The sequence below is a fragment of the Butyrivibrio proteoclasticus B316 genome (genome assembly GCF_000145035.1).
Lineage (GTDB): Bacteria > Bacillota > Clostridia > Lachnospirales > Lachnospiraceae > Butyrivibrio > Butyrivibrio proteoclasticus.
The window spans coordinates 2,043,125-2,063,701 of sequence record NC_014387.1 but is presented as its reverse complement, the minus strand read 5'-3'; the positions used below and the strand labels follow the sequence as shown (position 1 = coordinate 2,063,701).

Annotated in this window: 14 protein-coding genes; 12 read left to right on the top strand and 2 right to left on the bottom strand. The window is 40.4% G+C overall.

The window, feature by feature from the left end; all coding sequences use genetic code 11:
- Positions 1-91 precede the first annotated feature (91 nt).
- Entirely contained in the window at positions 92-3,340 is a 3,249-nt protein-coding gene (carB, locus tag BPR_RS08525) for a carbamoyl-phosphate synthase large subunit (protein WP_013281070.1), read from the top strand.
- A 323-nt stretch (positions 3,341-3,663) separates the two neighbouring features.
- On the opposite strand, the gene BPR_RS08520 is transcribed toward carB, so the two are convergent.
- On the bottom strand, positions 3,664-5,241 hold the full coding sequence (locus BPR_RS08520; protein WP_013281069.1) for a helicase HerA-like domain-containing protein: 1,578 nt from the start codon (positions 5,239-5,241) through the stop codon (positions 3,664-3,666).
- 339 nt (positions 5,242-5,580) lie between these two features.
- Here BPR_RS08520 and BPR_RS08515 point away from each other — a divergent pair, with 339 nt between their 5' ends.
- From BPR_RS08515 to BPR_RS08500, 4 genes are all read left to right on the top strand, one after another.
- On the top strand, positions 5,581-7,617 hold the full coding sequence (locus BPR_RS08515; RefSeq protein ID WP_013281068.1) for a putative bifunctional diguanylate cyclase/phosphodiesterase: 2,037 nt from the start codon (positions 5,581-5,583) through the stop codon (positions 7,615-7,617).
- Positions 7,618-7,837: 220 nt separating this feature from the next.
- Positions 7,838-8,296 carry a hypothetical protein gene (locus BPR_RS08510; RefSeq protein ID WP_013281067.1) on the top strand — a complete coding sequence of 153 codons (459 nt, stop codon included), beginning with the start codon at positions 7,838-7,840 and terminating at the stop codon, positions 8,294-8,296.
- Positions 8,297-8,769: 473 nt separating this feature from the next.
- A complete protein-coding gene (locus tag BPR_RS08505; RefSeq protein ID WP_013281066.1) occupies positions 8,770-9,534 on the top strand; it encodes a flagellin in 765 nt (254 codons plus the stop codon).
- Between the two features lie 180 nt (positions 9,535-9,714).
- Positions 9,715-10,683 carry a phosphoenolpyruvate carboxykinase (ATP) gene (locus tag BPR_RS08500; protein ID WP_042256798.1) on the top strand — a complete coding sequence of 323 codons (969 nt, stop codon included), beginning with the start codon at positions 9,715-9,717 and terminating at the stop codon, positions 10,681-10,683.
- Between the two features lie 113 nt (positions 10,684-10,796).
- Here the strand turns inward: BPR_RS08500 and BPR_RS20725 are convergent, their stop codons facing one another.
- Complete coding sequence (locus tag BPR_RS20725) at positions 10,797-10,964, bottom strand: hypothetical protein (protein ID WP_013281064.1); 168 nt, start codon at positions 10,962-10,964, stop codon at positions 10,797-10,799.
- Positions 10,965-11,222: 258 nt separating this feature from the next.
- Between BPR_RS20725 and BPR_RS08495 the strand changes: the two genes are divergently transcribed.
- The 7 genes from BPR_RS08495 (at position 11,223) to BPR_RS08465 (ending at position 20,363) form a co-directional block, all read left to right on the top strand.
- On the top strand, positions 11,223-12,869 hold the full coding sequence (locus BPR_RS08495) for a SulP family inorganic anion transporter (protein WP_013281063.1): 1,647 nt from the start codon (positions 11,223-11,225) through the stop codon (positions 12,867-12,869).
- A gap of 125 nt (positions 12,870-12,994) precedes the next feature.
- Positions 12,995-14,386, top strand: coding sequence for a PhoH family protein (locus BPR_RS08490; RefSeq protein WP_013281062.1), 1,392 nt, complete (start codon positions 12,995-12,997; stop codon positions 14,384-14,386).
- Between the two features lie 299 nt (positions 14,387-14,685).
- On the top strand, positions 14,686-15,729 hold the full coding sequence (locus BPR_RS08485) for an ABC transporter ATP-binding protein (protein WP_013281061.1): 1,044 nt from the start codon (positions 14,686-14,688) through the stop codon (positions 15,727-15,729).
- Positions 15,730-15,751: 22 nt separating this feature from the next.
- On the top strand, positions 15,752-16,627 hold the full coding sequence (locus BPR_RS08480; RefSeq protein WP_013281060.1) for a carbohydrate ABC transporter permease: 876 nt from the start codon (positions 15,752-15,754) through the stop codon (positions 16,625-16,627).
- Positions 16,628-16,639: 12 nt separating this feature from the next.
- Complete coding sequence (locus tag BPR_RS08475) at positions 16,640-17,479, top strand: carbohydrate ABC transporter permease (RefSeq protein WP_013281059.1); 840 nt, start codon at positions 16,640-16,642, stop codon at positions 17,477-17,479.
- Positions 17,480-17,586: 107 nt separating this feature from the next.
- The gene (locus BPR_RS08470) at positions 17,587-18,906 is read left to right on the top strand and encodes an ABC transporter substrate-binding protein (protein ID WP_013281058.1); all 1,320 of its coding nucleotides are present in this window, start codon (positions 17,587-17,589) and stop codon (positions 18,904-18,906) included.
- 86 nt (positions 18,907-18,992) lie between these two features.
- Positions 18,993-20,363, top strand: coding sequence for an MBL fold metallo-hydrolase (locus tag BPR_RS08465; RefSeq protein ID WP_013281057.1), 1,371 nt, complete (start codon positions 18,993-18,995; stop codon positions 20,361-20,363).
- Positions 20,364-20,577: the final 214 nt, after the last annotated feature.

Genomic DNA, 20,577 nt, shown 5'->3' with positions numbered 1-20,577 from the left:
TCTTTATTTTGTTCAAAAAATTTCTTGTGTAAACAGGTGCCTGATAATAAAATGGTAAAGATGGAAAAATCTAAATATTGGGAGGAGTATCATGGCACAAAGAACTGATATACACAAAGTTTTGATTATCGGCTCGGGACCGATTGTTATTGGGCAAGCGTGTGAATTTGACTATTCCGGTACGCAAGCCTGCAAGGCTCTTAGGAGTCTTGGATATGAAATTGTTTTAGTTAACTCCAATCCGGCAACTATCATGACGGATCCGGAGATGGCGGATAAGACTTATATCGAACCACTTAATGTGGAACGTGTAGCAGCAGTTATTGAAAAGGAAAGGCCAGATGCTCTTCTACCTAATCTTGGTGGACAGTCAGGCCTTAATCTGTGTTCTGAATTATACAAGGCCGGAATTCTCGACAAATTCAACGTAAAAGTTATTGGTGTTCAAGTTGACGCTATTGAGCGTGGCGAGGACAGAACAGAATTTAAAAAGACAATGGATATGCTTGGTATCGAAATGGCTCGTTCCAAGGCTTGTTACAGTATAGAAGAGGCTCTTGCCGAAGCTGATGAACTTGGATATCCTGTAGTGCTTCGTCCTGCCTATACAATGGGCGGCGCCGGTGGCGGACTTGTATATAACAAGGAAGAGCTTCAGACAGTTTGCGCACGTGGCCTTCAGGCATCTATTATTCATCAGGTTCTTGTTGAGGAGTCAATTCTTGGCTGGGAAGAGCTTGAACTTGAAGTTGTTCGTGACAAGGACAACAACATGATCACGGTATGCTTTATTGAGAATGTTGATCCTGTAGGCGTTCATACAGGTGATTCCTTCTGTACAGCTCCTATGCTCACTATTTCAGAAGACCTGCAAAAAGAGCTCCAGCGTCAGGCATATAAAATTGTAGAGCACATCGGCGTTATTGGTGGAACTAACGTACAATTTGCGCATGATCCTGTAAGCGGAAGAGTTATCGTAATAGAGATTAACCCAAGAACCTCACGTTCTTCAGCTCTTGCCAGCAAGGCTACAGGGTTTCCGATTGCACTTGTTTCAGCCAAGCTTGCTACAGGACTTACTCTTTCAGAACTCCCTGATTCTAAATTTGGAACCCTTGATAAATATGTTCCTAATGGCGATTATGTTGTTGTTAAGTTTGCACGCTGGGCTTTTGAGAAGTTCAGGGGAGTAGAAGATAAGCTCGGTACACAGATGAGAGCGGTTGGAGAAGTTATGAGTATCGGTAAGAACTTCAAAGAGGCTTTCCAGAAGGCAATCAGGTCCCTTGAAAAAGACCGCTATGGACTTGGATGTATTGAAAAGTTTGAGAAAATGTCCAGGGAAGAACTTCTTAGATTATTAAAGGACGCTTCATCTGAAAGATACTTCCTCATATATGAGGCAATTAAAAAGGGAGTTACCGTAGAAGAAATCTTTAATATAACCAAGGTTAAGCATTATTTCCTTAATGAGATAAAAGAGCTTGTTGAAGAAGAGAAAGCTCTTTTAACAGAGTCAAAGGGAAGCGTTCCGGCTAAGGAAGCCCTGATTAAAGCCAAAAAAGATGGCTTTTCGGATAAGTACTTATCAAAGCTCTTGGGAGTTTCCGAAGATGATATCAGAAACACCAGAATGGGCTTTGGACTTAATGAAGCCTGGGATGGTGTCCATGTATATGGCACAGATGGCAGTGCTTACTACTACTCAACATATCAGGATGAGAGCGCTTTAGAGCATCCTATGAAGCTTTCCACAGGTGAGAACAAGAAGATCATGATCCTTGGCGGCGGCCCTAACAGAATCGGTCAGGGAATTGAGTTTGACTATTGCTGCGTTCATGCTGCTATGGCGCTTAAAAAGCTCGGCTTTGAGACAATCATTGTCAACTGTAACCCTGAGACTGTTTCTACTGATTATGATACTTCAGACAAGCTCTACTTTGAGCCTCTTACACTTGAGGATGTTCTGCAGATATACCGCAAGGAGCAGCCACTTGGCGTAATTGCTCAGTTTGGTGGTCAGACACCACTTAATCTTGCTGCCAAGCTCAAGGAAGAGGGCGTTAATATTCTTGGTACAACCCCTGAAGTTATTGACCTTGCAGAGGACAGAGACCAGTTCCGCATGATGATGGAGAAGCTTGGAATTCCTATGGCAGAGGCAGGAATGGCATCTGATGTTGAGGAAGCCAAAGAAATAGCGGCACGCATCGGATATCCTGTAATGGTTCGACCTTCATTTGTTCTTGGCGGACGAGGAATGGAAATTGTCAGAAGCAAAGAGCAGATGGAAGAATACATGAGAGCTGCTGTTGGTGTAACGCCTGACAGACCTATCCTCATTGACAGATTCCTTCATAATGCGCTTGAATGTGAGGCTGACGCTATAAGTGATGGAGAGCATGCTTTTGTACCTGCGGTTATGGAGCATATTGAACTTGCAGGTATTCATTCAGGAGACTCTGCATGCATAATCCCATCCAAGCATATTTCAGACAAGCATCTTAAGACTATCGAAGAGTACACCAGAAAGATAGCTGTTGAGATGAATGTCGTGGGACTTATGAATATGCAGTATGCGATTGAGGATGATACTGTTTATGTTCTTGAGGCTAATCCAAGAGCGTCCAGAACAGTTCCGCTTGTATCCAAGGTTTGCGGAATCAGGATGGTTCCTCTTGCTACAGATATTATTACTGCAGAGCTTACAGGCCGTAAATCACCTGTGCCGGAACTAATTGCTACTAAGAAGGATGCTGAACCTCCTTATTATGGGGTAAAAGAGGCAGTGTTCCCATTTAATATGTTCCCTGAAGTTGATCCGGTTCTGGGACCTGAGATGAGATCAACTGGAGAAGTACTCGGACTTGCCAAAACTCCCGGAGAAGCCTTCTTCAAGGCAGAAGAGGCTGCTGGAATGGGACTTCCTCTTGAAGGAGCTGTTCTTATCTCACTTAATCAGGAGGACAAACCGCACGCTGCCTGCCTTGCAAAGAGCTTTGCAAAAGACGGCTTTAAGATTTATGCAACCGGTAAGACCTATGATCTTATTACAGAGGCTGGAATTGAAGCTACTAAGATAATGAAGAATTACGAGGGCGGACGTCCTAATGTAGAAGACATTATCAAGAATGGTGAGGTTCAGCTTATCATAAACACACCGATTGGCCGTGGAGCTGAGCATGATGACGGATATCTTCGCCGCGATGCGATCAAAGCCCGCATACCATACATTACAACTGTTGCTGCAGGTAAGGCTGCGGCAGAGGGCATTCATGAGGTGAAAGAGAAGGGCTGTGGCCATATCAATTCTCTTCAGGAATATCACGACAAGTTATAAGCTATAGCTAAAATAATGAATCAGCTCACTTCTCGTTGCTGTGATTACTTGTAACTCAAAATAGAGATATCATTTTCCTGGGACAAAGTACTCGATGCTACGCATCTCAAACAATTGTCCCAAAACGGAAATGATATCTCTATTTTATCGTTTCAGTAATCATCAGCTCCTGCGAATGATTCGCTGATTTATTATTTTTTTAGCTATTATTCTAAAATGTACTTCATACAAAGATAATAAACTCTGTCAAGCTCTGAAGAATGTTAATAAGATTGGTCGTCCGAGAATTGAGTATTATTGCATATAAATTGATTCTTCTATTATCAGGACTTGAAGAATGTTGAGAGGATGCCCCTTCCAAGGCTTGCACCGAGATTTCCGCCAAGGGTCTTGCCGAACTTACCAAACTTACCGCCAAGAGACTTGCCGACTTCTCGTCCGACTGTTCCTGCAACTGCATTACCAACTGATTTAGCAGCCTGCTTTTTCTTTTTGGCTTCGGCGGCTTCTGCCTTTTCTTTAGCCTTAGCAGCAGCGGCTTCTTCTTTTTCTTTTGCCTTAAGAGCTTCCTGCTCAGCCTTTAATTTAGCGGCAGCTTCTGCATCAGCCAGTCCCTTTCTTTCCAGGAATTCATAAGCTGAATCAGGGTCTTCTGGCTCATAGTACTTGCTATATAGTACATTCTGTTTGATTTCTTTTTCTCTGACAGAGGAATCTATAGCTCCCATCAGACTCTGTGGTGGGAGAATTTTTACTCTTTCAACGACTGTTGGGGTTCCGTCTTCGGACAGAAATGAAACTACAGCTTCACCGACGCCCAGTTCCTGAATAATATCGGCAGTCTTAAAAGCCGGATTTTCTCTAAATGAATCAGCAGCGGCCTTAACTGCTTTCATATCGGAAGGGGTATAAGCGTGAAGTGCGTGCTGGATCTTGTTACCGAGCTGAGCCAGAACACCATCAGGAATATCTCTTGGATTCTGAGTTACAAAGTAGATGCCGACGCCCTTGGATCTGATGAGCTTAACAACCTGCTCAATCTTGTCCATAAGAAGCTTGGGAGCATCGTCAAATAACAGATGGGCTTCGTCAAAGAAAAATACCATCTTGGGTTTATCAAGATCGCCAACTTCAGGAAGTGTCTCAAACAGTTCAGACATCATCCATAAAAGGAAGGTCGCATACAGCTGACCGTTATTTATAAGGCTTGTGCTGTCGAGAATGTTGATCATTCCCTTGCCGCCTTCGCCTATAGTAAACCAGTCTTTGATATTAAGCGCAGGCTCGAAAAAGAATTTGTCACCGCCTGCAATTTCCAGAGCTACTATAGCTCGGACAATTGCTGAAATACTTACTTTGGATATGTTGCCATAATCAGCAGCAAGCTCTTTGTTATTCTCGGAAATATAGTTGAGAATAGCTTTTAAATCCTTGGTATCAACTAAAAGAAGCTCATTGTCATCTGCAATTTTGAAAGCAATAGACAAGATATTGCTCTGAAGGTCGTTAAGACCTAGTATCCTTGATAAAAGAAGTGGTCCCATCTCTGAGACAGTAGTGCGAAGCGGAATACCTTTTTCGCCAAAAACATCCCAGAAAGTAGCAGGATATTTCTGATATTTAAAGCCTGCCTGATCAAGACCGAATTTCTGAATTCTCTTTTGCATATCCTCTGAATCTGTGCCCTCAAGCACCATTCCGGACAGATCGCCCTTGACGTCAGCTAAGAATACCGGTACTCCCATGTCACTGAAAGATTCTGCAAGGACCTTCAGGGTGACTGTTTTACCGGTTCCTGTAGCACCCGCTATAAGCCCGTGCCTATTAGCCATTTTAGGCAAAAGAAATACATTTTCCCCATTATCATTGTTAGCTACCCATATTTTCCCGTCTTTATACATACCCTTTCTCCATTCCGCCGCTAAAAACGGCTAACACTCTAGTGTCAATTATAGCATGGCTCATGCATTTATGGACTAATGCCAGGGAGAAAACTTGGCGATTTTTTGTATTTTTCTGTATTAATAGGGAGTGCCGGAGTAGTATGAGGGTCTACTCCGGCTGGTGTAAAAAAGTTGTTATGAAAGTGTTTGTCCTTTCTGAAAAAACTATATCTTTTTAACCTTAAAATAACCTAAAAGTTTATAAAACTTTTTAATTTGTTGTAAGTAAAACATAATAGAATAATAAATGAGGAACTATTGTCTTTGAGCTAATTCTTTTTACGGATTGGATTTTCTATGGGAATTACCGTTGAGGAACTTAGGAATTACATAAAGGTCATGCAGGGGATGTACGATGTTGTACGACTGGTTGAACCTGCATCATGTCATGTGGTCAAGGCTGATCCTGCGGAAGGAGCACTTGAGGGGGAAAAGTGCTATACCACCTGGGGAAAGTGCGAGAGATGTACTAATTGCACGAGCTATCAGGCAACGATCAGAAACAGAGTTCAGGAAAAAAATGAGGTTAGAGATGGTGTGGAATGCCATGTGATCTCGCTTCCTGTTCCAACCGAGAAAAATGGGATCAGAAATAATTCATATTGTATTGAACTTGTAAGCTATGGTAAAAAAGCTTCCGGATCACGTGAAAACGAGATTCTTGCAGTGACCGGTAATAACGAAGATGCTCTTTATGTGAGCATTGTTGGAAATAAAAGGGTAAGTGATGAGATTATTTCCCTGTCCCTTCTTGATTCTGAGATAGGTCTTATTTGTTTTGACGAGGCTGGAAATTGCATATATTCCAATAAACAGGCTTTTAAAATGTTTCATATTCCAAATGAGCTCAGCAAAATGCAGGAGTTCATTAAGGACTGGCTGATAGATCAGTATATCAGGAATACTTCTGGAGTCTGGAGTCAGTACTATTCTTATGAAGGCTCTGAATATCTTTATGAAGTTCACCAGATGGTTGCAACTACCGAGCATGGTAATGGAATACTGGGCTCTTGTATAGCTGTCATGAATATTACTGATGAAGCTCTTAATACCGGCGGCGTCAAGTTCAGGGAAACGCATGATGCTCTTACGGGTATATATAATCAGGAAGGCTTCTATAAGTCAGTTAGAGCTGCGATTACCGATAACCCGGATGAAGAGTACTACATAATGTGCTCTAATATTCGGAAATTTAAGCTTATCAATCAGCTTTTTGGCATGGAAAAAGGAGATGAGGTGCTAAAGAGCATAGCAAGAAATCTTGAGCAGTGGTGCGTAAAGGGTGAAATATATGGAAGAACTCATTCGGATGAGTTTGTTCTTTTCATGAAAAAGAAAAACTTTATCCAGGAAGAGTTTGTAGAGGCGGTCAGAAATGTTGCGTCTCTTTTGGACAGCAGTATATATAGGCTTGAGTTTCAGATTGGCGTTTATCAGATAGCTAATGTGCGTGAACACATTTATGAAATGCTCGATAAGGCCAGAATGGCCATGGAATCCATACCGGATGGAAAAGAGCTGACAATTGCCTTCTACGACGATGAAATGCTCAGTAATACTTTGCGTGAAAATGAAATCATAAATAGTTTTCACGCTGCGCTTGATGAAGGACAGTTTCATATCTTCCTGCAGCCGCAGGTAGACAAAAATGGAAAACTATCAGGCGGAGAGGCTCTTGCCAGATGGATTCATCCTGAGAGAGGTATTATTCCTCCGGGAATGTTTATCGGTGTTCTGGAGAATGCCAATCTGATCTACAAGATGGACAGATATGTTTGGGAGCTTGCTGCGAGACAATTGTCTTTATGGAAAGGCACAGATAAGGAAAAGTACAGGATTTCAGTTAATATTTCTCCTAAGGATCTTCAATTTCTTGATATTGAAGTTGTATTTAGCGAGCTTGCAGATAAGTATCAGATCGATCCGGGAAAACTGAATCTTGAGATAACAGAAACAGCAGTTGCTTCTAATATTGGTAATTGTATCGAGCATATGGATCATCTTAGAAAGAAGGGCTTTCTTGTAGAAATAGATGATTTTGGATCGGGATATTCGTCACTTAATCTGCTCAAGGATTTTGTTGTAGATGTTCTTAAGATAGATATGAAGTTTCTTCCTACTTCCAAAGATCACAGAAGAGCTGAGATTATTCTGGAGCATATTATTAATATGGCCCAGAGTCTTGATATGGTCGTCATAGCTGAAGGCGTCGAGACCAAAGAACAGCTACAGATGCTATGTAAGATGGGTTGTAATCTTTTCCAGGGATACTATTTTTCTAAACCGGTTGATATTGAGACCTTTGAGGGATATGATGGAAAGATAGAACAGTGAATACATAAGAAAACCACCCTTAATGGGTGGTATATTTTTGGGAGGAGGGGTTGCCTAGTGGGGAACCAGACAACCCGTGTATGAAAAAAAGTATTGTTGGGGGTTCAGAAGGTATATCCTTCTGATAGGTATATATTACAATCTAACTGTTGCCAAATTGTGACTGAACTCTAAAAGAAGTATGACCTATTCTAAATAATTTATGGGAGAATAAGAAAAAATGTCAAAAAATAATCGAAATAAAGCATATAAAAATGGCGCAAAGGGGCAGAAAAACAGCAGATTTGGAAGGCTTATGATGTCGCTTGTGATTCTGGGAGTGGTCGTTTTATTGTTCATAAATTTTGCACTTCCTATGTTAAAAGGTTCTGTTAAAAAAGCTGCTGCTGAGAAAACTGTAGATATTCTTACTGAAAATGCTGTCAAGGTTGCAGGTGAAGATTCTCAGGTCGCGCAGATCCTTGAAAATATGTCCGAAGAAGATAAGGAAGTTGTTACCGAGATAGTTGAGAACCATATGGATGCTGAATCTGTGACAGAGGTTATGGGGTATGTTTCTGAAGGCGACAAAGATGGCCTTATGAGATATGCTGCCGAGATCTTACTCCAGAAGAAATTGCCAAACTTGCAGAGATGTATGGAAAGTACGGGGAGTGATTATTTTTTCCGCGTAAGATGAAAATGATGCTAAAGCATCCGCGTATCGGAGAAAGAGTGTCGCGAGCGACATTCTTTTTTGTATAACGCAAAAACACCCACGGGGGGACGTGAGTGCCTGCGATTTTCTTATGAGGGGGAGATAGTGATTTGGTTCCGATTTGATTCGTGAACCGAGCTGCATCACTAACTTGGTTATTATACTAAACCCTAATTGTGTTCAAAAAGTGAAGAAAATTATTATAAAATGTGAAATGTATAAAATTCTTTTACCAATACTGAAAATTGAATAATTATTACAATAATATGTCTGTGATATTGAAATTGAACTCCACTAAAGGCCTGATTTAATACATATTTAATAATATTTTGGAGGATACAGTGCTAGGATGAGCTTAACAAGAAATAGCATGGAGGCTGTTTAGGTTATTTGCAGGGAAGCATGGTACATGGATGATTGGTTATTGCAGGGATGCAAAAATCTAGGAGGTCTTTATGAGTGGTGTATCTTCCATAGGCGGATATCAGGATTATTCCGCATATTCTTCTATAGCAAGTGGCGGTACTATTAACAAAGCGTCAGAGGACGCGTCAGGTCTTGCAATTCAGGAAAAAACCAAATCACAGGTAAATGGACTTGATGCAGGATCTGAAAATCTTACTTCAGCAAAATCGGCACTTAATATTCAGGATGGAGCTTTATCTGGTGTTGAAGATTATCTTCAGTCAATCAAAGAATTATCAGTTAAGGCTATGAATGGAACTCTTTCACAGGATGATAAAGAGAGTATACAGACCCAGATCAAGGAATATTTAAAGGGTATTAATGATTTAGCTGAGAGTACTACTTATAATGAAAAGAATCTGACAAATAATGATGGTTCATTAAAGGTAGCTTCGGATGGTAACGGATCAACTGAATCTGTTGCAACACATAATGCGACAACTGATGCACTTGGAATCTCGGAGTATGATGTTACCGGTAATTTTGATATGAGTGTTATCGATAAAGCCATAGAGAAGGTTTCAAGTCAGAGAGCTGAAACCGGAGCGCAGACAAATGGCGTAGAGAGTGCTCTTACATACAATTCACACGCAGCTATGGAACTTAATGGTTACCAGATGGACAAGGAAGAAGAAAAAGTGACTAAGGCTCTTGAAGAACTTAAGACCAAACAGGCACTGGATTCTTATCAGGCAATTCTTCAGAAACAGCGTCAGGAGGATGAGCAGCAGAAGTCAATGGCGATTTTTGCATAAAGTAGGTAGTTTTTTTTTCTTAACATATATTTGAGAATGCGGAGGGAGTTGCCATTACGGCTCTCTCCGTATTAAATTGCAAAAAAGAAAAACAAAAACTGAAAAACAAAAATATATGGATATTAAATATAGTCTTTTGTTATACTTTATAAGTCAGAACTATGATTGCGAGGGGTAAGAGTGAACAGATACAGAATTTACGGACTTATAATAGAAACAGAAAACACGTTTATTCAGCTTGAAAAGGCCGGGGCTGATGAAGGAGATGCCGGGAACACTATATTTATTCGACAGGAGAAGTGTGCCGATGAAGTTGTTTCGGCAGTTCAAAAGGCTGATGCAATGAAACTTAAATATGTGATTTCTTCCGAGACTTCAAGCTTTTTTAATAAGGGCGGATACTATATGATCCGCAATGGAAAAGATATTATTTTTGAGACCAAGGAGGGATATACACCAAGTACAGTTTCGGCATGGCTTTTGGGCTATTGCATGGCTATTTTGTTATACGAGAGGCGGACTATAGCAATTCATTGCAGCGCTGTGGCCGGAAAAGATGGGGCATTCCTTATTTCGGGAGAGATGGGCGCCGGTAAATCTTCACTGACCAGAAAAATGCTGGAAAGAGGCTTTGGCATAATGGCTGATGATGTTGCTGCGGTCAGACTTTCTGATAAGGAAGGAGTGTCTGATCAGAGTGGTGTGCATGATAGTGCTGCTGAATGTGCTTATGTTTATCCTGCCTTTCCATATCAGAAGCTTTGCAGAAATGAAGTTGAGAGCAGGAATTTTGACATGGATGAGCTTATTTATATAGATGAGACCAAAGATAAATTCCTTGTTCCTGTAAAAGACAAATTCGTTTCAAAACCTCAGAAACTACAGTTTATGATTTATCTTCTGGTTGGTGAAACTGAGGATGTGGCAGTTCAAAAGCTGTCTGGACTTAACCAGCTCATGGCAATTCGCCGTAATGTTTTCCTTCATCGTCTTACAGGAGACTGGGAGAATAGCAGAGAATATGGAGAGCTTTGCCTCAAGATAGCATCGAAGTGCCCTGTGTATATGATTGTCAGACCTGCTACAGGTAATTCGCAGGATAAGATTGCTGATATTGTAGAAAATATATATAGAGGAATAGAAGTTTGATTATTTTATAAGTACATATTATAAATATGTAAAGAATAAAGCAGAGATGACATATTACAAAAAGCCACAGGGAAACCTGTGGCTCTTATAATAAGCAAAATCAATACATATAATTATGATGGGATTTCTATAGGATCGTCAGGTGAGCCCTCAGACATTACTACATAAATATCCTTTGGATTACCAAACTCTAAATCACCCACATTTATCTTAACAGTCTTAAGTACTTCTGTGCTGTTAAGGGTTACTGAATTGATTTCCGGTTTATTCCAATTTTTCATACCACGTTTCTCCCTTCACAAGATTTAGATAATATTATTATCTTCCAAAAATGTGATGACGTAAACTTTTCTATCAAAATTGTAACAAAAATTAAATAAGTATAAAGTCTGATAAGTTCATTATTCGGAAAATTACATTTATTATTGACCGCAAGTATTCGTGGGAATATAATAGCCTAGGCTTTAATATCCTTTATATTGATAAGATATAAAGGGTATTTTTGTTTGCTTATTACAGATACATAGGTGGAGGATATTATGGAAAACGAAAAATTAAAGCCGATGCTGTTTACAGCCCTCAAGGGATACACTGGTAAGCAGCTGGCACAGGATGTTGTATCAGGAATAATTGTGGCTATCATTGCATTGCCGCTGTCAATTGCACTTGCACTTGCTTCAGGTGTTGGCCCGGAGGAAGGTTTGTACACGGCGATTGTTGCAGGATTTATTATTTCTTTCCTCGGTGGTAGCAGAGTCCAGATTGCAGGACCTACAGCAGCTTTTGCTACGATAGTAGCCGGAATTGTTGCTAATAAGGGCATGGAAGGACTTGCGCTTGCTACTATTTTTGCAGGAGTTCTTCTTATTTTAATGGGTGTATTCAGACTGGGATCACTTATTAAGTTTATTCCTTATACTATTACTACAGGATTCACAGCAGGAATCGCTGTAACTATTGCTATCGGACAAATCAAGGATTTCCTTGGACTTACATATCCTGCCGGAACAGCTACGGTAGAAACTGTAGATAAGGCTGCAGCTATAGTCCGTAATATCAGCACCTTTAACTTACAGGCTTTGATCGTAGGTCTTGTATGTCTTGCTATTCAGATTGTATGGCCTAAGATCAGCAAGAAAATTCCGGGATCTCTTATAGCAGTTATTGTTGGAATTTTGATGGTTAAGCTCCTTGGTATGAACGTAAATACAATCGGGGATTTGTATGAGATCAAGGGACAGCTTCCAACTCTTACAATTCCAGCATTTAGCTTTAAGACACTTACTTCAGTCGCCGGAGACGGAGTTACAATTGCTATTCTTGCAGCTATCGAGTCGCTTTTGTCATGCGTTGTTGCTGACAGCATGATAGACAGCAAACACAGATCAAATATGGAACTTGTTGCACAGGGCGCAGGTAATATCGGATCTGCTTTATTCGGAGGTATTCCAGCCACAGGTGCGATCGCACGTACAGCAGCTAATATCAAGAATGGTGGCAGAACACCTGTTGCCGGAATGGTTCATTCAGTTTGTCTTGTGCTTGTACTTGTAGTATTGATGCCATATGCGGCTCTTATTCCAATGCCTACTATAGCAGCAATTCTTTTCATGGTTGCTTATAATATGTGCCAGTACAAAACTTTTGTTCATCTGTGTAAGACTGCTCCAAAGAGCGACATTATTGTACTTGTAACAACTTTTGTTCTTACTATTGTATTTGACCTTGTTGTAGCTATTGAAGTTGGTATGGTTCTTGCGTGCCTCCTGTTCATGAAGAGAATGAGCGAAGAGTCCAGAATCCGTGGCTGGAAGTACTATGATCCTGAGGATGATCCTGATGGCCCGGGACTTAAAGATATCCCTAAGCATGTAAGAGTATATGAGATCAGCGGACCTATGTTCTTTGGCGATGCTGAGCAGATTGCAGCTATAAGCTTTAAGGACTTCACAAGAGCCCTTGTTATCAGAATGCGTGGTGTACCTGCTATTGATGCAACAGCTATGCACTCATTTGAACAGCTTTATGAGAAGTGCAATAAAAACGGAGTTCAGCTTGTGTTCTCACATGTTAATGAACAGCCGATGAATACTATGGAAAAAGATGGTTTCGTAGACCTTGTAGGAAGAGAAAACTTCCTTCCTCATATTGATGAAGCTCTTAAGAGAGCAGCTGAAATAAAGTAATAAAAAAGCATCTGACTACTTTGATCCCAAGAAGTCAGATGCTTTTTTTATTAAACATATTATTGTTAAAACACAAGATATGGTATAATAAATGCATAAGTCATACAAATAAGGGGGACCTACGCATGAAGAAGATCTACGTATTGGACACCAACGTTTTGATTCAGGCACCTCACGCTCTTAAGTGCTTTGATGACAACGAGGTCGTTCTTCCGCTGGTAGTCTTGGAGGAACTCGATGGCCACAAGAGGGACGAGGGCGAGCGAGGAGCAAATGTCCGTGAGGCTATCAGGATTTTAGAGCAGCTTAGAGGCGCAGGGGATTTGGTCAAGGGAGTTAAGCTTGACAATGGAGGCTTTCTTAGAGTTGAGAAGAACTTTAAGGATGTAGAGCTTCCAAAGGATATGGCAGAGTATAAATCTGATAACCGTATCCTGAAGGTTTGTAAGGGACTTAGTGATAGTAGTAAAGAACAGGTTATTCTGGTTACCAAGGACATTCTGATGCGTATCAAAGCCCAGATTCTTGGCGTCAGATCTGAAGACTTTACTACAGAGCAGGTAGCGGGAGAAGGAGAACAGTACAGCGGCCGTATTTCCGTATACGCACCGGAAGAGGCATTTAAAGATTTTAAGAAAAAGGGGATACCTGTCAGCAAGGTATATTGCTGTGATGAGGAGGGAAATCAGTATACACCGGAGCTCTATGAAAATGAATTTGTGGTTATAAGAGCTGACCAGTCCACTAACAAAACCCAGATGGGGCGTGTTTGCGGCGAATACATCAAGAAGCTTGAATTTGAGAAGAGCCAGCCCTATGGTGTTAAGCCGAGGAATGCCGGACAATACTTCCTTCAGGAAGCTTTGATGCAGCCTGCGGATGTTGCGCCACTTGTAATCGTAAAAGGAATGGCTGGAACTGCCAAGACTTTCTATTCTCTTGCTGTAGGTCTTGAGAAGATGATCAACAGGCCAACGGGGGAGTATCGTAGAATTCTGATCTGCAGACCAAACTCGCAGTTTGACGATGATATTGGATTTCTTCCCGGAGATGAGCAGGAGAAGATTTCTCCTCTTATGAGGCCTATAATTGATAACCTTGAGCAGCTTATTGATTCTAATGAAGAAGAACGCTACAAGGACGAAAAAGAGCTTCAGGGCAAGACTGATGAAGTCTTTGAAAGGGGAATTGTTCAGTGTGAAGCTTTGAACTTTATCAGAGGAAGATCTATTCTGAAAACCTATCTGATAATTGATGAAGCTCAGAACATGACTCCTACTCAGGCGAAAGGAATTATAACGAGAGCCGGCAAAGATACCAAAATAATTCTTCTTGGCGATCCTAATCAGATTGACAGGCCATTCCTCGATGAGAGGACTAATGGATTGTCTTATGCATCAGAACACATGAAGGGAAGCCCTCTTGCCTGGCAGATTTCTCTTTCGGCATCAGAATGTGAGAGAAGTAAACTTGCAATGGATGCAGTCAACAGAATGAAGGATAAAGACAATTTCTGAAAACACTTTTTACCTGTATATTGGAATCAATAGAATAGGAGTTTTGACATTATTGGAAACTGGTTTTACAATGTAATGGTATACATATTGTAAATATGATATATTTCTGAAACTAAAAAAGTTTATATTGATATAATGTGGACGGAGCCGCTATAAGGGTGGCTCCGTCCTTGTTTTATCGCGAGTTTGAGCACTTTGTTAATTTGTTAATAAATATTTTATAATTGAACATTATATAGTATAATAGCCTTTGCGACTTTAAATCTTTTATATCAATTTATTAGAATTAGGGGTAAAAAATGGACATTAGAATTGAGAATCTGACAAAAACATATGGCAGTCTAAACGCAGTAGATCATATGAATCTCAGAATCAATGATGGCGAGCTTGTAGGTCTTTTGGGACCATCCGGATGTGGTAAATCTACAACTCTTTTTATGCTGTCAGGACTTACAACACCTACAGAGGGTAAGATATTCTTTGGAGACAAGGATGTAACATCTATTGCTCCGGAGGACAGAGAGATTGGACTTGTTTTCCAGAACTATGCTCTGTACCCACATATGACAGTAGAGGATAACATCACATTCCCACTTATCAATCGTGGCGTCAAGAAAGCTCAGGCCAAGGAAGAGGCATTTGAGATTGCCAAGGTTGTTAAGATTGAACAATATTTGAATAGAAAACCAAGTGAGCTTTCAGGTGGTCAGCAGCAGAGAGTTGCTATTGCCAGAGCTCTTGTTAAGAAACCTCAGGTTCTTCTTCTTGATGAGCCTTTATCAAACCTTGATGCTAAGCTTCGTGTAGCAACAAGAGAAGAAATCAGACGTATTCAGCAGGAAGTTAAGATTACAACTATTTTCGTAACACATGACCAGGAAGAGGCTATGAGTATTTCTGATCGTATTGCTGTTATGAAGGAAGGCGTTCTCCAGCAGTATGAGGTACCTCAGACAATGTACCTTAATCCTGCAAATGAATTTGTAGCAAATTTCCTTGGAACTCCTGAAATCAACAACATTGAAGTTGATGTTAAGGATGGAGTTATCACATCAGGCGAAGTGGTTCTTAGAACAGGTGCCAAGCTTGCTGATGGACATTATCATGCAGGAATCAGACCTGAATCTTTCTATATAGATGAAAACGGAATCTCTTTTGCTGTTGACAATCTTCGTATGACAGGACGTGACCTTCTTCTGTTCACTAAACTTGGTCAGTCTGTTGTTCGTGTTCTTGTTCACTCTTATATGCAGGTATCTGAGGGAGATACAATTAAGGCTTCTGTTCGTGAAGGACATATCCTTGTATTTGATTCTTCAGAAAAGCTTATAGGCAGATTCTAATAGGTGAAAAAGGGAGAACAATATGGATAAGAAGAGTTTTAAGGGATATTTATATCTCCTTCCATCTATCATCATCATGCTTGCTTTTACAATTTACCCATTGATAAGAGCAGTCATTATGAGTTTTTTGGGCGATTATAGTATTATCAGTCATGGCTATACATCAATTGGCTTTGATAACTATAAAACGCTTTTTGCAGATCCTGATTTTGCACTATCACTTAGGAATACAACTATTTATGTTATATGCGTAGTACCTGCTTCAATTATTCTTTCTCTTATCATTGCGGTACTGATCAATAGTTGTACCAAGACTAAGGCATTTTTCCAGACAGTATACTTCCTTCCTTACGTAACCAGCGTTATCGCTATTGGTATCGTTTGGAGATGGATGTTCAACAGCAACTATGGACTTATCAACTATTTCCTGGGATTTTTTGGAATTGATCCTATTCCATGGCTCAATCGTCCTGAGTATGCTATGCCTGCACTTATCATTTTCGCTATTTGGAAGAGCATGGCATTTAACATCCTTATTTTCCTTGCCGGTCTTCAGACTATTCCGGAAGACCTTTACAGAGCTGCGAGAATTGACTCTACACCTAAGATTCGTGTATTTACTAAGATTACAGTTCCTCAGCTTGCACCTATGATTGTTTATTCCAGTGTTATTGGTATGATCGGTGCCTTCAAGGTTTACAACGAAGTATTCTCTCTTTTCCAGGGCAAGGCAGGCCCAGCCAACAAGGCTATGACTATTGTGTATTTCATTTATGACAAATTCTACAATAGTTACAAGTATGGTGTTGCTGCAGCCGGATCAGTTGTTCTGTTCCTTATCATTTTGGTAATGACTCAGATTCAGCTCAGAGTAACCGGTGAAAAGAAGAAAAAATAAGAGGAAATAAAGATGACACAGAAAAGAAAAGTAGGAAATATCATAGCTACTGTTTTAAAATATGCAGTTCTGATATTTGGTGCGATATTTACAATCCTTCCTTTTGTATGGATGATTTCATCTTCACTTAAGACACCAACAGAACTTGTTCAGATTCCACCAAGTCTTTTCCCGGAGAGTCCTCAGTGGGTTAACTATAGTGAGGCTTGGAAAGCTGCTCCATTTGCAAGATATTTTGTAAATACACTTATTGTTACATTATGTACAACATGCGGAGTACTTGTTACTACTGTGCTTTCAGCATTTGCATTTTCAAGACTCAATTTCCCCGGAAAGAAGACTGTTTTTTCATTATTCCTTGCTACACTTATGATCCCGGGCGAAATGCTTATCATTACAAACTACGAGACAATCATTAATTTGAAGTGGATTGATTCATATAAGGCTATGATCATTCCTTGGATTTCAAGTGCATTCTATATCTATCTTCTGACAAGATTTTTTATGCAGGTTCCGGAATCTCTTTATCTTGCTGCCAAGGTAGATAAATGTTCAGACTTCAAGTACATGATCAAGATCATGGTTCCTATGAATAAGCAGGCTATTTTCTCAATTGCAATCCTTAACATAATAAGTTCATGGAATGCATTCCTGTGGCCACTTCTTGTTACTAACTCACAGGAGATGAGAGTATTGTCAAATGGTCTTGTAAGATTCCAGACTGAGGCCGGTTCATCAACAGAGCTGATAATGGCAGCATCCTGTATGCTTGTTATGCCTATTATCATTATTTATCTATTCCTTAGAAAATACATCATTGAAGGTGTAACCAGGAGTGGACTTAAGGGGTAATATCTGCTATACTGAAGGGCTGGTCTATGGCCCGGTATTATTGATCATTTAAGGTTCTTCAGCCTTTTATGATAGATGCTTTTTTTAAGAAAGAGAGGGATTATGAAATGAAGTTAAAGAAAATTGGTGCAAGCATCCTTGCGATGGCTATGGCAACATCAATGCTCGCAGGTTGCGGACAGAGTGCTAGCACAGAGACTCCTGCTGACACTCAGCCTACAGAGGCAGTTGAGACACCTGCTGCTGAGGCTACAACAGAGGAGGCTGCTCCTGCTGGTGAAGCTAAGAACATCGAGGCAACAGAGATTACATTCTGGCATGCTATGAATGGTAACCTTGAGTCAGTTCTTTCAGAGATCACAGACGAGTTCAACAACTCAAATGAGTATGGTATCAAAGTTACACTTGTTAACCAGGGTGCATACGGCGACCTTCAGACTAAGCTTCAGGCAAGTGCTGCAGCTGATGCTCTTCCAGATCTTGCTCAGGCTTACAACAACTGGCTTACACCTTACCTTGACAAGATTGTTAAGCTTGATGATTTTGTAGCTAACGACTTTGATAATTGGGATGATGTAGTAGAAGCTTATCGTGATGAGTGTTCAGAGTTTGGCTTCATCCACGCTGTTCCTTACAACAAGTCAACATATGTTCTTTTCTATAACAAGACAATGTTTGATGAACTTGGACTTACAGTTCCTGAGACATGGGCAGATGTTGAGGCTGATGCTAAGGCTGTTATGGATGCTAAGAACATTTCATTCATCGGTTTTGATGACCTTGCAGGTGCTGTAGAGGCTTCTCTTCGTCAGGATGGTGCTGACTATGTAGATGCTACAGGTGCTCTTTTCAACGATGATAAGGGTCTTGAGACATGCACATACCTTTCAAACCTTTACAACAACGGCTATGCTCGTCTTGTTGGTGAGGATGGTTATTTCTCAAACGTACTTAGCAATCAGCAGATCGCTTCTTACGTTGGTTCTTCAGCTGGTGTTTCTTACATCAAGGCTGAGGGCTGGGATCTTGGTGTAGCTCCACTTCCAGGAAACGTTAACAAGGCAGCTAACATGGCTGGTACAAACATCGTTATGTTCTCACAGGATTCTAACAAGCAGCTTGCAGCTTGGGAGTACCTCAAGTACATCACAAGCACAGAAGCTATGACAAAGTGGGCTGTAGGTACAGGTTACCTTCCAATCAGACAGTCTTCTTATGAGACTCCTGAGTACAAGGCTTACATGGATGAGAACGTTTGCGCAGCTGCATGCTATGAGCAGGCTAAGGATTTCTTCTTCTCACCTACATTTGAGTCTTCTAACGACATCAGATCAACAGTTCCTTCAACTGTTGAGCAGCTTGTATATGACAAGGCTGATGCTCAGACATGGCTCGATACACTTGTAGAGGCAATTAACGCTCAGTAATTATTTATAGGATATATTTGATGAGTAGGGGAGACTCTTCTTCCCTACTCATTTTTCTATCAGCTTTTTTATGAGGTAATTTTTTTATGACTAAAATGAAGTTTTACAGTGGGCTTAAAGAAATAGGTGGAACTGTCATTGGGGTAGAGACAGATAAGGCTATTTGTTTATTTGATTTTGGTTTTGCCTATGCTGACAGAATAGATAGCAAGGTACCACTTCGAAAAGGTTTGGAAGCTTACGATTATGTTAAGCTTGGTGTACTTAATGCTATTGATGGTATTTATGAGCCTGAAATAGCTAATAAATTAGAAATCAAGGGATATGGTGAGACAGATAAAGAGATATTTGTCATCATATCTCATATGCATATAGATCACATGGGCGGACTTGGAGCACTAGACCAGAGAATGCCTGTGTACATGAGTAGAGAATCAGCTACTCTTTATCATGAACTTGGAGTAATGAATGAGCTCGAAATAAGAGAGCATGAGAATATAATTCCTGTTGATTATGATGGATCCTTTACTGTTGGCGATATTACTGTTACCTGCGTTCAGGTTGATCATGATGTGATAGGGGCATGTGGATTTATGATAGCTACTCCTGACGGAAATATCTGCTACACAGGTGATTACAGGTACCATGGCTATCATCCTGAAATCAGCGCTGCTTTTGCTCAAAAATGTAAGGGCGCTGATGTTATGATAAGTGAAGGAGTGACTATAAGTCATGGCGATGTTGATGTTCTCTCACTAGAGGGACCTGCCAGAGAGACATCAGAGCTTACTCTTCTTGATAAGATGAAAGAGTATGCCAAGACAGAGCAGGGGCTCATAGTCATTAACAACTATAATAGAAATGTAGAACGTGTTCATAATTTTGTATCTGCAATCAGAGAGTCCGGAAGAGAACTAGTATTATCACCTGTTCAGGCTGAGTATGTTGCGGCTTTTTATAAAGAAGATAGATTTTCTGTTTACATGCCGGAAGGAGGAGAGATAAATGCTCCTCTTGCCAGGAATTGCCAGGTGGTAACCAGAAAGATGCTCCTTGATAATCCGTCAGGATATGTTCTTCAGCAGGACTACAAGGACAGCTATGAGTTATTTGAACTTGCAGGAGTCATTTCTGTTTATCTTCACATGGATGGAGCTCCGCTTGGAGATTATGATCCATCTTTTGCTAAGTTCTATGACCTTTTATCTGTAGCCGGAATAAATGTTGTCAGATGCGGACTAGGAGGCCATGCTGAACCTTATTATCTTAGGAAGCAGGTTGATGATATAGCACCAAGAACACTTATCCCTCTTCATAGCTTTAGACCGGAACAGCTATTATCCAAGAAGGCTGGCAAGATTATTCTTCCAAATGTGAATGATACGATCGTTCTTGATAATGGTGAATGCTACTATGATAATAGTGCGTGGTGCTGGAGCTACTGTAAGCATGAGTAATGCCTGCGTTAAGTAAATAATGGTATGATGAGCACTCTTGTAAATTAACATTTCAAGGGTGCTTTTTTATCAAAGAAAATGAAAACATAGGTGATATATGTGTCTTTGACACACGGACATTTGTCTTTATGCACAATGATTTTTAAAGTTTCACAAAATAATTGTGTATTATTTTGTACTAAAAGGGCTTTTTTATCTGCTAAATTTGCATTAT